General features: G+C 34.6%; 12 protein-coding genes. 1 reads left to right on the top strand and 11 read right to left on the bottom strand.

Annotation, left to right across the window (positions count from 1 at the left end):
• Positions 1-4 precede the first annotated feature (4 nt).
• The 4 genes from IPM51_09400 to IPM51_09415 are packed head-to-tail and all read right to left on the bottom strand — an operon-like array spanning position 5 to position 6,679.
• Entirely contained in the window at positions 5-3,466 is a 3,462-nt protein-coding gene (locus IPM51_09400; protein MBK9284519.1) for an efflux RND transporter permease subunit, read from the bottom strand.
• 29 nt (positions 3,467-3,495) lie between these two features.
• The gene (locus IPM51_09405) at positions 3,496-4,608 is read right to left on the bottom strand and encodes an efflux RND transporter periplasmic adaptor subunit (GenBank protein ID MBK9284520.1); all 1,113 of its coding nucleotides are present in this window, start codon (positions 4,606-4,608) and stop codon (positions 3,496-3,498) included.
• A 26-nt stretch (positions 4,609-4,634) separates the two neighbouring features.
• Entirely contained in the window at positions 4,635-5,987 is a 1,353-nt protein-coding gene (locus IPM51_09410; GenBank protein MBK9284521.1) for a TolC family protein, read from the bottom strand.
• A gap of 2 nt (positions 5,988-5,989) precedes the next feature.
• The gene (locus IPM51_09415) at positions 5,990-6,679 is read right to left on the bottom strand and encodes a TetR/AcrR family transcriptional regulator (GenBank protein ID MBK9284522.1); all 690 of its coding nucleotides are present in this window, start codon (positions 6,677-6,679) and stop codon (positions 5,990-5,992) included.
• A 3-nt stretch (positions 6,680-6,682) separates the two neighbouring features.
• Here IPM51_09415 and IPM51_09420 point away from each other — a divergent pair, with 3 nt between their 5' ends.
• Entirely contained in the window at positions 6,683-7,552 is an 870-nt protein-coding gene (locus IPM51_09420) for a M23 family metallopeptidase (GenBank protein ID MBK9284523.1), read from the top strand.
• On the opposite strand, the gene IPM51_09425 is transcribed toward IPM51_09420, so the two are convergent.
• The 7 genes from IPM51_09425 to IPM51_09455 form a co-directional block, all read right to left on the bottom strand.
• Positions 7,549-9,108 (bottom strand): O-antigen ligase family protein, encoded by a 1,560-nt coding sequence (locus IPM51_09425; protein MBK9284524.1) that lies wholly within the window; start codon positions 9,106-9,108, stop codon positions 7,549-7,551. The genes IPM51_09420 and IPM51_09425 overlap by 4 nt on opposite strands.
• A 136-nt stretch (positions 9,109-9,244) precedes the next feature.
• Positions 9,245-11,455, bottom strand: a complete 2,211-nt coding sequence (gene recQ / locus IPM51_09430) for a DNA helicase RecQ (GenBank protein MBK9284525.1) — start codon at positions 11,453-11,455, stop codon at positions 9,245-9,247.
• Between the two features lie 145 nt (positions 11,456-11,600).
• Entirely contained in the window at positions 11,601-11,939 is a 339-nt protein-coding gene (locus IPM51_09435) for a hypothetical protein (GenBank protein MBK9284526.1), read from the bottom strand.
• Complete coding sequence (locus IPM51_09440; protein ID MBK9284527.1) at positions 11,940-13,181, bottom strand: ABC transporter permease; 1,242 nt, start codon at positions 13,179-13,181, stop codon at positions 11,940-11,942.
• Between the two features lie 25 nt (positions 13,182-13,206).
• Positions 13,207-14,322 (bottom strand): hypothetical protein, encoded by a 1,116-nt coding sequence (locus IPM51_09445; GenBank protein ID MBK9284528.1) that lies wholly within the window; start codon positions 14,320-14,322, stop codon positions 13,207-13,209.
• A gap of 100 nt (positions 14,323-14,422) precedes the next feature.
• Entirely contained in the window at positions 14,423-14,857 is a 435-nt protein-coding gene (locus IPM51_09450) for a Rieske (2Fe-2S) protein (GenBank protein ID MBK9284529.1), read from the bottom strand.
• A gap of 4 nt (positions 14,858-14,861) precedes the next feature.
• A complete protein-coding gene (locus tag IPM51_09455) occupies positions 14,862-16,085 on the bottom strand; it encodes a thiol oxidoreductase (GenBank protein ID MBK9284530.1) in 1,224 nt (407 codons plus the stop codon).
• Between the last annotated feature and the right edge of the window lie 55 nt (positions 16,086-16,140).

The following is a 16,140-nucleotide window of genomic DNA, read 5'->3' on the forward strand; positions in this document are numbered from 1 at the left end:
TAAACTACCGGTCTAAATCTCCATAGTCAGGTTTTATTTTACGAATTCTTAAAATTAAACCGCACGCGAGCACAAAAAATGGAATGTACATGGTAATTTTCGGTAATTCCAATATTTCAAGTATAACAATTGCTTTTCTTTTTAATCTTTCTGCTATTAAATACATGGCCGGCACTAAAAGTAAGGTAAGCAATGTTGCAAATCCTAATCCAAAAATCATAGTCCAACTTAAAGGTCCCCAAAATACCACATTGTCACCTCCAAAATAAATGTTTGGTTTTCCGGAGGACAATAAGGATTCAAAATCTATATTTAAACCAACGGCTAATGGAATTAATCCTAAAATTGCTGCAGTTGCGGTAAGTATAACCGGTGTCATTCTTGTACGTCCGGCTTCAATGGTTGCTTCCCATAATCTTTCCCCTTTCGCTCGGGCTTCTTCGGCAAATTCAACAAGGAGTATTCCATTCCGGACGACTATTCCCGCAAGTGCTACAATTCCAATTCCGGTCATAATAATACTCATATCCATATTAAAAATTGCAGTTCCCAATAGTACACCAATTACACTTAAAATAATTTCGGAAAGAATAATAATGGGTTTACCAATGGAATTAAATTGAATAACCAAAACCAATAAAATAATTCCAATGGAAGTTTGTAAGGCACTACCTAAAAAGGCGCCGGTTTCAGCTTGTTCTTCTTGTTCGCCCGTAAATTTAATTTCAACCGCACCTTCCGCTTTATAACCTTTACTAGCATTTTGTACTTCGGCAACTACATTATTAGCATTATATCCTTCCAGCACATCAGAAGAAAGAGTAATAACTCTCTTGTTTTGTTTTCTTTTTATACCTCCATAAGTATTTTCATATCTGATATTGCAAAAAGCCGAAAGAGGTACCGAACGTAGTATTCCGCCCATATTCATATCTCTGAAAATTATTTTAATGTTTCGGATATCTTCTATGTTTGTTCGCTGATCATAATTGTAACGTATTTGAATTGGATACTCATCATTTGCGTCTCTGAACTTGCTGGGATTATCAATACCAAAAACTGCTTTTCTGATTTCCATAGCCAACTGAGCAGATGAAATTCCCTCACGGTTTGCACGTTCCCGGTCAACATCAAAAACAATTTCGGGCTTATTGTTCACAAAGTCGGTCTTTAATTCAGCAACACCCGGAATTTCTGCTTTCTCCAAAAATCTTTTCAATTGCGCGCCATTTTTAACTAACTCTTCAAATTTATCACCACTAATTTCAATATTAATGGGTTTTCCAACTGGCGGACCGGCCTGTTCTTTATTGGCGGTTATTTCTGCCCCCGGAATATTCCATTTGCAGTTTTGTAATTCCTGCAAATACTTCATGGTACTCATTCCATTTCTTTCAGCAAATTCTACAAAGTTAATGGCAATTTTACCTCTGTTTGCGTACGAATTTTGATCTTCGTCCTGTGGGTCGGTAACTCCAATGGTAACATTCGTAATCATGGAAGAAACCAAAGGATTATCTTTTCCGATTATCGCATTAACTTTTTCTTCAACAACTTTCATTACGGCATTCGTTTTGGCAGGATCAGTGCCTTCGGGTAACTTCACATATACAAATACGTTATTAGGGTCGCCTTGCGGAAAAAATACCACATTGGGTTTAGTGATACTCATTAGCACAATAGAGAAAATAAATAAGCCCAAGGTCATAACCAATAAGCGATATGGTTTTTTTAAACTCCAGGTTAATAACGAAGTATACTTTCTAACAATTGCCGGCCAGGTTTTAGTTTGAAACTTTTCAATGACTTTGTATAAAAAGAGACGATGAAAAATCATAAAGAAAGCAAACACAAACATTAAATTTCCGATTGCAATGCTGCCACTTGAATAGGAAACTAAGGCTATGAGTACATAAACCACAATTCGAAGCCAACCTTTTTTGGTTATGCGTCCGTATTCTTTTGCTTCTTCTTCATGTGTTTTCATAAAGTCAACCGCAAATACCGGATTAATAATGTAGGCTACGAACAAAGAGGCTAGCAAAGTAATAATTAAAGTGATGGGTAGAAAATACATAAATTTCCCAATCATACCCGGCCAAAAGGCAAGCGGAATAAATGGGGCCAATGTTGTAATTGTTCCGCTCAATACCGGTAAAAAAACTTCACCGGCAGCCATCTTAGAAGCAGTTTTAATATCCCGTTTTCCATTGGCGAACAAACGATGTGTGTTTTCAATTACAACTATGGCGTCATCCACAACAATTCCGAGTGCTAATAAAAAGGCGAATAACACAATCATATTCATGGTGAATCCTATGCTTGGCATGAATAAAAATGCAATAAACATGGATAAGGGAACAGATAAGGCCACAAATAAAGCATTGGTAACGCCCATAAAAAACATAAGAATTAAAGTAACAAGAATAAAGCCGATTATAATGGTGTTAATTAAATCATGTAGCGTTAACTTTGTTTTTTCTGATTGATCGGCCGTAATATTAATTTCAATATTTTGTGGAAATTCCGACACTTTCATTTCTTTAATAATATCTCTGATTTTATCTGAGGCAGAAATTAAATTTTCCCCGGCTCGTTTAATAATGTTTAAGGTGATTACATTTTTGCCGGATAAACGTGCATAGCTTTCAGTTTCTCGGGCTGTGTCTTTCACTTGAGCAATATCTTTGATGTATAATTTGGCTCCGGATTGTGAAGTGATCACTAACTTTTGAATTTCTTGAATTGATTTGAATTCGTTTTTAATACTGATAGTTCTTTTAGAACCGTCCATTGGAATTTGCCCGCCGCTAATGCTGATATTTTCGCTACCAATGGCTCTTTCCAAATCGCCCATACCTAATTGCATGGCCTGCATTTTGTACATATCGAGGTTAATCTGAATTTCCCGATCAGGTGCACCCACCATTTTAACTTCTGTTATTTCTTTTAAACCTTCTATCCTGTTTTTGAGTTCATCGGCATATTGTTTTAGCTTACTTAACTCCATATCTCCCGCCACGTTCACGTACATGATTGGCATTTCAGAAAAAGCCAATTCTTTTACAAATGGGGCGCGAGAAAGCGAAGTAGGCAGATCTGATTTTGCTTCATCAACTTTATCTTTTATTTGCTGTCTGGCCTTATCAACGCTTATACTGGTATTAAACTCAACAGTAATTAAAGAAACATCCTGCATAGAGTTGCTGGTTAATTTGCGGACTCCGGGAATTGATTTAAGCTTTTTTTCTAAAGGCTTGGTTACGGTATTTTCAATATTAGTTGGAGAGTTACCGGCATAAACTGTACTGATAAAAAACTTGGGGACAACAATATCCGGAAAACTTTCTTTCGGCAAATTTTTATATGCGCTTATACCCATCAGTGTAATGAGTATAGTCACAATATAGATAGCTGTTTTATTGTCGATTGACCAGCTACTTGGTTTAAATTCTTTAAATTTCATGGTGTCAGTATTTGATTCTGGAATTTTATTTATTCTTTAGTTCGAAGTAAATCACCTTCATTTACACTTTCAAAACCGCCGGTTATTACCTTGGTATTTTCGTCTATTCCTTCAATCACTTCTATTTTACCATTATACTCTTTTCCGGTTTTAATATATCTTTTGGATGCTACATCCTTTTCCGAGATCAATAAAAAACTTTTACCGCTTAAATCTTTTTGAATATAATTAACTGGTAAACAAACTACAGGTTTAGTTGAAGTGTAATCGTTAATGTTTAGTACGCAAATCTGATTTGGATGATATTCTTTATTGTTATTTAATTTTATTTCCACTCCAAAAGTCCGACTCATGGGATTGATAGCCCTAGAAGCATAATTGATATTGGCAATTAAAGTATCATTGGTATCCGGAAAACGAACCAGAACTTCATCCCCTTTATGAACTTTAGCGGCATAACTTTCAGCCATATCGGCCTTAATTTTTAAATTATTAAAATTCACTACTCGTATGGCAGGCATGCCGGGTGCCGTTAACATTCCTAATTTAACATCTACAGCATCCACCGTACCATCAATAGGGGAAATGATTTTAGACATTCTTAGTTGTTCCTGCAGAGTGGAGAGTTTCTTTTCAATACTTTCTTTTTGGGTTTTAGCTTGTAAATATTGTACTTCTGTGCCAATTTTTTGTTCCCATAAAGATTTTTGTTTTTCATATAACTGATTAACCAGGTCGGCATTAATTTGTAAATCTGATAAACTTTGTTGTAAGGCTCTTGAATCTGTTTCGGCTAAAACTTGACCTTTGTTTACTGTTTCACCTGGAGTTACTAAAATTTTTGTAATAATTCCCGGAATTTCAGATGATAACGATACGCTTTCTTCTGCATCAATTCTGCCTTGTACATTAATATAAGTTTTAAAAATTTGAGGTTGAATAACAGAAGTTTGAACAAGCGTTGATTTTTTACCCGAATCTCCTTGTAATGTTAATATTTTAGCATTTATTTCAGCGAGTTGAGTTTTTAATTCGGCTTGTTTGCTTTTTAAATCTGTCAGGTTTTCGGTTTTTTCACCCCCACAAGAAATTAATATTGATGTTGTAGCGAGAATTAAAAGTAATTTTTGAATTGTATTCATAAGAATTATGTTGATTATAATATATTTTATTTAATTAAGTTTCCGGTTGCTTTCAGGTAATCTGTTTTTGAAATTAAAAGGTCATATGCGGCGTTTAAATAATTTGTTTGTGCCTCTTTCATACTTGTTTCTGCATTTAAAATTTCAAGATTGCTACCTACGCCGTTCGTAAATTTTTTCTGAGCCGAGTCATAAATATGTTCAGCTAAAATCATATTTTTCTTTTGTGTTTGAAGAGAAGCGAAAGCGTTGGAGTAGGCAATGGCGGCTGCGGTGGCTTCCAACTCCGTAGCTAGTTCGAGGTTTTTAATATTGTTTTCATTTTTTAAGGCAGCTATTTTAGCTTGCTGAATTTTATGATGACGTTGTAGTCCGTCAAAAATATTGAGATTAATAGTACCACCAATTAAAGCTATTTTAAACCAAGGTAAATTGGTGTCAAAAAGATCGAATTCTTGGCGCTGGGCATTATATTGATATGCGCCATAAGCTGCTATACTTGGTAAGTATCCCAATTTATTTCGTTTCACATCTAGTTCTAACATTTTTTGCTGAGTCTGCAAGAGTTGATATTCCGGTCTTTTACTAACGTCTATTTTAGTTGCACTTAATATGTTTTCTTCAGCACCATCTATATTCAAGCTATCGGAAAGTAAAATAGGGTCACTTATTTTGTAACCCATCTGAAATTTTAAAAGGTGAATTGATAATTCAACCAATTTAGCCACCTTATCTCTTTCGGTGTTTAAATTATTGTAATTTACTTCTAACCTTTCAACGTCAATTAATTCTACATAACCTTGCTGATTCAAGGCTTTGGTGTCGTCAAATATTTTTTTGAGTTTTACTATGTTCGCATCAATTAATTTTATTCTTTGTTGATTTATTAATGCCGTGTAATAAGCTTTTGAAACTTGAGAAATAATTTCTGCTTTAGTTCTATTTATATTAATATTGGATAAATTGATAAACTCTTTTGAAGCCCTAATACCCATAAATAAATCTGAACTTAATAGAATTTGTGAAGCGTTAATTCCGGCGGTTGAATTGTATTTGGTTCCAAACCGAACAGGAATAAATGTACCGGGAGGGGCACCAAAAAATTCACCGGGTAGAAGAGAGGTTGGTAAATCCAAGTAATTTTTTAAATCAGCGCTAGCTGAAATTTGCGGAAACGCCAATCCGGTAATTTCTTTGCGTTTGTGATGCGCAGATTTCAAATCAAGATCGGAATTCAAATAGGCAGCATTGTTTTTTAATGCAAAATCAATGGATTGTTGTAAGTTAAAAGAACCGCCTGATTCTTGAGCTGAAATTTTTACGGATGAAAACAGTAACAAGGCCTGTATTATCAGTGTTTTTTTAATTAATTGATTCATGTTTAATCTTCAATTACATTTTTAAATTTATTTATTAATTTATGACCTTTTAATGTACATACACCATACAAAAAATGTTCTGTCATTTCTAATTGTACTTCCAGCATAGTGTATTTATCAGGAGGAAAAATTCTACCAAAAAAACCGGAATTTAAATTTTCAAGTCGCATACGCGACAAAATTTTAATATTAATGTCCATTCTAACTAAATTCTGTTCCTGACCTTTTAATAAACTTTTTTCAATATGATTTAACATACATTCGTTTTTAAAATCTTCAAAAATTTTAAAGGTTATAGGATAATATTTATGTAAATCATGAAATATTATGGGATTCATATTCGCCAACATTTCCCTCATCATTCTCATTAAAGCAAAAATTTCTGAAACTACATTTTCAGCTTCCTGATGAATTTTTTCGGTAATACTTTTATTTAATGCTATTTTATTTTTGAAAAGATGGTGTACCAAGTCGTCCTTATCTTTAAAAAACTGATAAATCGTTTTTTTACTCATACCAATGTTTTTTGCAATTTCATCCATGGTAACACTTTTAATACCATATTTGAAAAACAACTGCTCAGCCCCTATTAAAATTTTATCTTTTGCTTCCATTTCGGAAACAAAACTATGGAAACTATTTAAGTCTTGCAAGTTTCCGTGCGAATTATTTTTTTTCGCATCTTTACACATTGTATGTCAGAGGTTAAGCCAAGTAGATGGAAGAAGTTTGTATCCGGCCTAAAAAGTCGGTACCGGTTGGTTATATTGAATGATACAACTTACGGCGAAAAGCTTTCAATCCGATTAACTCCTTTGGGTATTATTATTGGAATTACGGCTATTACGATCTTAATGACCACGTTGGTTATTAGTTTGGTAGCCTTTACCTCTTTAAAAGAGTATATACCAGGATATGGTAATATTGCGGAACGAAAAAAGATATTAGAATTGACCTTTAAAACAGATTCTATAGAACAATCATTGCAAGATAAAGAGGCCTATATGATGAATATTTTAAATGTATTACATGATAGTTTGGAAAGAAAATCTCCTAAACCTTTGAAAGATACCAGCGGAAGATTTAAAAACGTTAACGTGGAGCCGGGAAAATCAGACAAACTATTTAGGGAAGATTACGAACAAAATAAATCCTCAATTGCCAGTTTTTCAAATCCCAAATTAAAGGGAATTAGTGAACTTGTATTTTTTACACCGGTAAAAGGAATTATTGTTTCGGCTTTCAACGTAAAGGAAGAACATTTTGGATTAGATTTAGTGACCAAGGAAGACGAAACAGTAAAGAATGTTTTGGATGGGACCGTTGTTTTTACGGGCTTTTCTGCCGAAGATGGCTATGTAATTCATGTTCAGCACAGCAATAATTTAACCAGCATATATAAGCATAATAATAATTTATTGAAGAAAACAGGAGATAGGATTAAAGCAGGAGATGTGATTTCCATTGTAGGAAATACGGGTGAGCTGAGTAAGGGGCCACATTTACATTTAGAGTTATGGTATAACGGCATTCCAATTGACCCGCAGGATTGTATAGCGTTTTAATTTTTTGTTTTCAAGAAATACGAATACGACACAAAAAGGCTATTGAAAAATGCAAAAAAGGTAACGCCAGCCTGAGTCTCCAAAGTGTCTTCCATTAAAAATGATAGTACACTTAAAATAAAAAACGGTAAATAAAGACTGTGTTTGTGTTTTCGAATACTAAAGAAGGGTAAAAAAACTGAAAATAAAAATAAAAGTAATCCAACTACCCCTAAAGCTACTGTTGCCGTTAAAAATTGATTGTGTGGGCGTTTAAACCACTCCCTTTTTAATGGTGTTTTCGATTCTTGATAAGCCAAATTCATTGCTTCTTGTACATCACCGGTGCCTACTCCAAAAAAAGGATTTTGTGAAATTACTTTTAAGGCATTCCCCCAAAAGTATAACCGCATGGTTAGTGAGTTTCCGTTAATTTCCTGATGCGTTTTATATTCTTGAAATTCATTGACCAGTTCATAAATTCTTCTATGAAAATAACTCCAGTTTTTATAGTCATAATGTGTATATCCTAGTTTGATGGATTTAATATCATCGGTGTTTAATTTGGAAAATCCTATAGAATCTTTGGTAATTTCCATGCTGCTCATATAGCGTAACAATACCAAGAATCTATTGGTATTATGTGCGGGATCAAGTGAAAACGTATCATCAGGACAAACGCTGTTCCATGCGTATTGAAGATCTTGTAAAATAATATTGGTATTCACCACATTACCATTTTCAATTTGATTCATCCCTTCAAAATGGTAATAAAATTTACCTACATCATTAGTTAACTTTTTAGAGTTGTAACTAGTTTCCTTTAAGGTGAATTGGCTATTATATATATGATTGATATAATAAAAGGCGAAAAGAAGAATGAAAATAACGCCGGAAGAGGCGAGTATAAAATATTTTAAGCCTTTTTTGTAGGAGTAATAAATACCAAATATGCAGAGTAATAATACTAAATTAAAAAAGCCGGATGCTAAACCAAGAATATAGATTGTAGTAATTAAATAAAAAAGAATGGAGGCATAAATTATTTTTTCTTTTTTAGAATTGGTTTCCAACAAGAAATATAAAGAAGTGGCAATGCCCATGACGAGATAAAGTCCTAAGCGAATGTGACTCATAAAACGAGAGGCGCTTCTTAAGTCGATATTTCTATGCAAAATAAATGAGTAAATGGCGCACCAGGTAACATTAACAATACACCCTGCCAAAAATAATTTAAGCATAAGGTCAAACTCATTTTTTTTAAGTGGGCCGCTACTGAAAAAAATGAGAGGTAAAAACATCAGTGGCATTTTTGTACGTACATCATCCCAGCCGGCATTCAAATCGGAAGTGTAAATTAATCCAACAACGTGGATTAAAAAAACTGTACTTAATACCCAAAATAATTTATTGTTTTTAAGTTTAACCCATTTGGTTTTGAATTGCCCTTCCAATAGCCAATTACCTAACAAGATGAATTGAGGAACGGAAGTTGGTACCGTTCCAATCATCATACCAAATGCCAATGCGCAAGCGGCGAAAATAAAAATAAGCCTATGAGTATTTGATGAAAACAAAGTTTAAAGATAAACGTTGGGTAAGCTGTTAAATTGCCTGAAATGAAAAATAATTAAGTAGCCATTGTTGAATAAGGACTAGTCAATAAAAAAACCCGATTTTTCGGGCTTTTTTAAGATTTTATTTGTTGTAATATTAATTACCGTAATCGGATATGAATTTGATGCGCATTATTCTTATTTCATCTTCTGTATAATCGTTTTCACCTAATTCCTTTAATGCTTCTTCAATACTATCATTGTTGCTTTCTTTAAAATATTCCAGCACTTCATCCTGTTTTTCTTCATCAATATTTTCTTCAATGTAATAATCAATATTCACCTTGGTGCCTGAGGCAACAATGGTTTCAATTTCGCTAAGCAATTCGGGCAATTTTATATTTTTACTTTTTGCCATGGCTTTTAGGTCAATTTTTCTGTCAATATTTTGAATGATATAAACCTTTAAACCTGATTTGTTGACAACCGATTTGATAACCATATCACTTGGTCTTTCAATATCGTTTTCTTCAACGTATTTTTTAATTAAGTCAATAATTGGTTTACCAAACTTATTGGCTTTCCCTGTTCCAACACCGCTGATTTTAGTTAGTTCCTGAATGCTGATTGGATATTGAATAGCCATTTCTTCCAATGAAGTTTCCTGAAATATTACATATGGAGGTAATCCTTTAGCTTTGGCTGTTTTTTTAACCACATCCTTTAACATGGCATACAATACTTCATCTGCCGCGGCACTTCCACCTTTTCCTCCCCCTGCAATATCATCGTCATCACTTTCAGCGTTAGAGTAATCATGATCTCTTGTAAACTTAACACTGCTTGGTTTTTTCAAGAAGGCATGGCCCTTATCAGTCACTTTTATTAAGCCGTAGTTTTCAATGTCTTTAGATAAGAATCCGTTTACAATAGCTTGTCGTAATACAGCCATCCAAAATTTATCATCTTTATCGTGATCCGCACCTTTTGACCAAGTATCTAATTCGTTATGTTTATAAGATTTAGCAACAGAAGTAAGCGTACCCAGCAATGCATTAATTACATCTTTGATTTTGTGTTTTTCTTTTATTTCAAGTACACATTCAATTGCTAATTTAAGATCTTCTTTAGCTTCAAATTTTTGTTTAGGAGCGTGACAATTATCACACATTCCATTACATTTTTTTTCTTCAAATTCCTCACCAAAGTAGTGTAATAAAAACTTTCTTCGGCAGCTGCTTGTTTCGGCAAAAGAAGCTGTTTCTGCAAGCATTTGTTTACCGATTTCTTGTTCAGCCACCGGTTTATCTTTCATGAACTTTTCGAGCTTCATGATATCGTCATAGCTGTAGAAAGTAACGCAATTTCCTTCGCCGCCATCTCTTCCGGCTCTTCCGGTTTCCTGATAATATCCTTCTAAAGATTTAGGAATATCGTGGTGAATAACATAGCGTACATCCGGTTTATCAATACCCATTCCAAAGGCGATGGTTGCCACTATGACATGGATATCTTCCATTAAAAAACCATCTTGTGTTTTTGCTCTTTCTTTAGCATCCAAGCCGGCATGATATGGAGCGGCTTTAATACCATTTACCACCAAGGCTTGAGCAATTTCTTCCACTTTCTTTCGGCTTAAACAATAAATTATTCCGCTTTTGTTAGGATGCTGTTTAACATATTTAATTATTTCCTTATTAACGTTTTGTTTAGGCCTTACGTTATAAAATAAATTAGATCTGTTGAAGGAAGATTTAAAAAGCGAGGCATCCAGCATGCCTAAATTTTTTTGTATATCTTGTTGTACTTTTGGCGTTGCTGTGGCTGTTAATGCTATCACAGGAACACTTCCCACCGCATCTATGATGGGACGCAAACGTCGATATTCCGGACGGAAGTCATGACCCCATTCAGAAATACAATGCGCCTCGTCAATTCCAAAAAACGAAATTTTAAATTCTTTAAAAAAACTAATGTTGTCTTCTTTAGTGAGGGTTTCCGGTGCAACATATAATAATTTAGTTTTACCCGATTTCACATCTTCTTTAACGCGTGTTATTTCACTTTTGTTTAAGGAGGAGTTTAAAAAATGCGCTATGCCACTTTCCTGGCTGAAACCACGAATGGCGTCGACCTGATTTTTCATAAGTGCAATAAGCGGAGATACGATGATTGCAGTTCCTTCACTTAAAATGGCAGGTAATTGATAACAGAGACTTTTCCCTCCGCCGGTAGGCATAATTACAAAAGTATCTTTTCCGCTCAGTATGTTTTTGATAATCTTTTCCTGATTTCCTTTAAACTTATCAAATCCAAAAAATCCTTTTAACCCTTCCAGTAATTCACCTGTTTCTATTTCAGCAATCATAATAATTAAGTACTTTAATGTGTGTTTTGTTTGTGTGTGTCTTATAAAGATATACAATAATATTCTTGCCTAACAAAATAATTATATAGAATACGTGAAAATTTAGATGATTTAACTTTTATATTAGATAAGAAATTTTGGTGCTTTACAAATTAGCACTCATTTTAGAAAAATTCCTCATTAAAAAGAAAATAGAGATGACGGAAATCATAATTCCCAGATAAAAAGCACCTCCGGTTTGTTTGGTTAAAATAAAAAAAATTGTTTTGGCAAAAAATGAAATTAGAAATAATTGAACGCCCCATTGTTTTAAATGCCAGATTCCAACACATGATATAAAATAAACCGAAACCAACAAACCATAAATTGCCGGCATAAATAAACCTAATTTTTTTACGGCCGGAGAAAAGACTTGCGGAAACGAAAAAATGGTTATGATGTAACCAATCACACAGATTAAAGATATTATTTTTGGTCTTTTCATTTAGTTTGTTCGTATAGCTTCAACAGGATCAAGTTGACTGGCACTATAAGCCGGAATAAATCCGCTGATTATACCGATTAGAATAGAAATTGTAAAAGCGAGTATCACATTTGCGCCGGTGAGTGTTATTTCAATCTCTATAGAGTCTTTTCCCAATGTCATCAATATCCAAGTGAGTAATAAACCAAATGCTCCACCTACAACACTTAAAATAACACTTTCACTTAAAAATTGAAATAAAATAAAAATATTTTTTGCTCCTAAACTTTTTTGAATGCCGATTAAATTAGTTCGTTCACGCACCGAAACAAACATGATGTTAGCAATTCCAAATCCACCTACCAGAATAGAAAAGCCTCCAATAATCCAACCTGCTGTTCCCAATACATCAAAAAACGAATTGAATCCTTTGGTGAGTAGAGAAGTTTCATTAAGCGCAAAATTGGGTTTTGCTCCCGGTTTTAATTTACGTACACCACGCATAACGCCTGTTACTTCATCAATCAATTGAGTGTTAGTAACCCCGGGTTTAGCTTTACAATATATCACCGGGTCGGCATTTTCTGATTTCGGATCCATTAATACACGGGCAAAATTAAACGGAATGATTACCTGATAATCAAAACTCGGCCCTAATATGCTTTCTCCTTCTTTTTTTATTACGCCAATAATATTGGCTTTAAATCCCGAAATTTTTAAATCTTTGCCAATGGGATTTTCATAAGGAAACAAACCGGCTGCAATTTCTGCACCAATAATGGCAACCCGATATCCGGCATCTGTTTCGTTTAAGGTAAAATATCTTCCGTCGGCCAATTCAAAATTTTTAATTTTATAAAAGTCATGCGAAATTCCGCTAATGATGGTGTTTTGAACGCTGTTACTTTTATACTTTACCGTTTTACGTTTCCCCATACGATAGGCAACTGCTTCTGTGCTCTTGCATTTTTTAAAAAGTTCTTCCATTTCATAATAACGCGGGGTAGGTCGTTTCATAAATTCCCACCAAGGTTGATCGGGTTCAAAACTCCAGGGCCATTTTTGTACAAACACTACATTATTTCCAAGTGATTCTACACTTTTGCGAATATTATTCTCCAAGCTGTCAACAATGGTAAATACTAATATAATGGCAAAAATTCCGATAGTAATTCCCAGCAGGCTTAAAAAAGAGCGCAATTTATTTGCTGTTAAGGATTGCCAAGCAAACACAATACTTTCTTTAAACAACAAGCTGAACATGGTTTAAAGATAGGGAATTTATGGTTTAGAAATAGGTTGAAAAGCCAAATTGAAAAGCGGCAAAATTAGATGGAGGATTCCCCAAAAGATCAGTGCGCCATTCTCTTCTGTAATTAAATCGAATAACCGTTAAATTAGAAGGCCTAAAGCTTACTCCCGGTACCAATGCATATACATGGTCACCTATATTTCCGTTTGTTTCCTTAAACGTGCCTTTATTGTAGTCGACATATTCGGCGCGCAGCACAACATTAATGGTGCTTTTTTTCCAGCCTAAAATAGATTGTTTAATGATAGGTTGAACAACATCAACAAAACCTCCCTGTAAAATGTTTCCAAATTGCTGTGAATAGGTATCAGGTACATCAACAATGGCCCTCACACATTCGGCCGTAATATTGGTTTTTAAATATGGAATCGTACAATTCATATCCAAAGCAATTAAATCAATTCTTCTTTGAGAATCAATTTTCAATCCGTCAATTTCAAATTTATTATAAACCCCTCCCATCCATGAAATTCCCAATTCTCCGATTTTACGATGTTTGATGGCGGTTTTTAAGGTAAATAAAGGAACGCCGTTACCGGATTCTGTAAAACGTTCAGCGTTTGATTTAGTTGCAGGTAACCAGGTTCGTCCTTCCGGATTATCAATAATGTTTTGGTCAAAACCATTTGTTGCATACATTTCATAGGCCCAAACAATATTCTTCATGGCATATTTTCCGAATACACCAAAACCAACATTGCTCCAGGTTGAGGGAATAATGGTTGTGGCTGATAGGGGGCGATTAATAAATTCCCATTTCGGCCCATCATGGTTTTGATTGAAGGCTCCTATGGGATTCATAATTATTCCGCCACGCAAATTAAATAAAGGATCAAATTCAATATCCATAGAAGCAAATTCTATTGCTATTTCTTTTCCGCCTTCTTCAAATTCAATTTCTGATAAAAATTTTAATCTTTTTTTAATAGTGGATGAAATAAAGAGGGTTAAGCGCGGAATCTGAAAAGATAAACCTTCATTTACTCCATCAGTGCCGGAGTAGTTTGAATTGGCTTCAACGTATCCGCCTATGGCAACAGGTAATTTACCCAGGTTTAAAAACGGACGGTTATAAACAGCATCTAAATTCATTTTAAAACTTGCACTGTCAAAGGGAACAATTTTTTGAGAGGTATCTGTTTGCGAAAAACAGGTTTCACCTAACAATAAAAGCCAGAGGCAGCAAATTGTTTTAAGATAAGTGTATAAAAATATTTTGTTCATCTTCAGTTATTTTAAATTTTTTCAAAGCTTGTTCCGCCGGACCCTGTACAACTTCACCGGTATTACTGAATTCACTTCCGTGCGCAGAACAACTTAACAGATTTCCGTTTACTGTTAATTCAACTTGTTGATGTGTGCAACTCATCAATAAGGCTGTGTATACATTATTTTTTTTAAACAAGGCAATGGGGTGACTTAATCCTTCTGAACGCACAACAATAAATTTCCGAATAGATTGTGAATCCTTTTTTTGAATGAGAAATTCTTTTTTTTGTACAATTAATCGGTTAGCCGAAATGCTTGTTTGAATTTCATGAGTTGATTTACAAGACTTGAGTAAGGAAATGCCTGTAAATGCCAGGCAAGCTCCGCCGCAAATTTTTATGAATTCATTTCTGGTCATTTTACTAAAGGCTTTCAAGAAATTTTAGCACAGCATTTTTTTCTTGTTGTGATAGTGCTTTAAAATTATTTGTGATTTGAAGCGCTTCACCGCCATGTTTCAAAATAGCCTCCTCTATACTTTTTGCTCTGCCATCATGTAATAAAAAATATTCACCACCCTGTGAGTTTTTTGAAAGTCCCAATCCCCATAAAGCAGGAGTTTTCCATTCATTCGTTAGCGCTATTCCTTCGGTATAACCGTCGTCTAGTTTGCTACCCATATCATGCAACAATAAATCAGTATACGGATGAAAAGTTTTATTACTTAGCGCTTCAATTTCATTTGTCCCTGTAGTCCAGGTTTCAGTATGACATTTATCGCAACCAATTTGTTTAAATAATTCTTTGCCTTGCAACACTTCGCTATTCGATGTATTGCGAGGTTCGGGTGTTTTTAAAGTTTTCAAATAAAACACCAAATTTCTTACGGTGTTTGTACTTACTTCCGGATCCGGTACCAAATCTCCGTAAGGTGAACTAATGCCGTTTATGGCGGGTTCATTTGGCGCAAACTCAGAAGTAATTCCCATATCCTGCACATAAGCATTAACAGTTTGTTGCAATAAATCAATGGCCGCCGCTTTTTTCCCGAATCGTCCGATTAAATAACCGTTTATTAAAATGTGATGTGATTTGATTTGCAAGTACTGCGGAGGTTTGATCAGATTTGGTTTACCGGAGATGCCGTCATTGTTAGCATCTAAAGAATCTACGCGACTTAAAATCTGTGAATCACTTAATGCTTCCAGAAATCCCAAACCACTATTAGCCGGAGGAGTGAATTTAGAAAATGGAGCACCACTCGGAATCACTTCAGGTTGATAGCCCGGGATAGCTCTGTTTTGTAATTGCGGACCGCCAAATTTCAGGAAAGTATTTCCTGCAGTTGTGCTTTGACCAAAACGGGTTAAGGTAGTGAATGGATGTCCTTTTCCATCACCTGCATGACAGGAACCGCAGGAGTTGGATACAAAGTACGGTCCGAGTCCAGTGGATGGCGAGAAAATATCTTCGTTAAAAGCCACATCACCGGCCAGAAATTGTAACTTTTGTTCCGGGTTTAAACCTTCAACGGGTCCGTCTAAAGTTTCGTTTCCGGGAGGGGCTGGAGGAAGCAATTTTTTGCAACTGTGATGAACAAGCCCCAAAAGGACTAAGGTAAAAATTCCAAAAAATATTTTATTCATAGCTATGCTATTTAGACTTTCAAAGTTTGTTTGTTTTTTATGAATAATAATTATT

The organism is Sphingobacteriaceae bacterium, assembly GCA_016715905.1.
In the GTDB taxonomy this organism is placed as follows: domain Bacteria; phylum Bacteroidota; class Bacteroidia; order B-17B0; family Aurantibacillaceae; genus Aurantibacillus.

Coding starts and splice junctions, on each gene's coding strand:
- IPM51_09445 (MBK9284528.1), bottom strand. CDS start 14,322: ATGAATTTAGATGCTGTTTATAACCGTCCGTTTTTAAACCTGGGTAAA.
- IPM51_09400 (MBK9284519.1), bottom strand. CDS start 3,466: ATGAAATTTAAAGAATTTAAACCAAGTAGCTGGTCAATCGACAATAAA.
- IPM51_09420 (MBK9284523.1), top strand. CDS start 6,683: ATGTCAGAGGTTAAGCCAAGTAGATGGAAGAAGTTTGTATCCGGCCTA.
- recQ (MBK9284525.1), bottom strand. CDS start 11,455: ATGATTGCTGAAATAGAAACAGGTGAATTACTGGAAGGGTTAAAAGGA.
- IPM51_09455 (MBK9284530.1), bottom strand. CDS start 16,085: ATGAATAAAATATTTTTTGGAATTTTTACCTTAGTCCTTTTGGGGCTT.
- IPM51_09450 (MBK9284529.1), bottom strand. CDS start 14,857: ATGACCAGAAATGAATTCATAAAAATTTGCGGCGGAGCTTGCCTGGCA.
- IPM51_09435 (MBK9284526.1), bottom strand. CDS start 11,939: ATGAAAAGACCAAAAATAATATCTTTAATCTGTGTGATTGGTTACATC.
- IPM51_09405 (MBK9284520.1), bottom strand. CDS start 4,608: ATGAATACAATTCAAAAATTACTTTTAATTCTCGCTACAACATCAATA.
- IPM51_09415 (MBK9284522.1), bottom strand. CDS start 6,679: ATGTGTAAAGATGCGAAAAAAAATAATTCGCACGGAAACTTGCAAGAC.
- IPM51_09440 (MBK9284527.1), bottom strand. CDS start 13,181: ATGTTCAGCTTGTTGTTTAAAGAAAGTATTGTGTTTGCTTGGCAATCC.
- IPM51_09410 (MBK9284521.1), bottom strand. CDS start 5,987: ATGAATCAATTAATTAAAAAAACACTGATAATACAGGCCTTGTTACTG.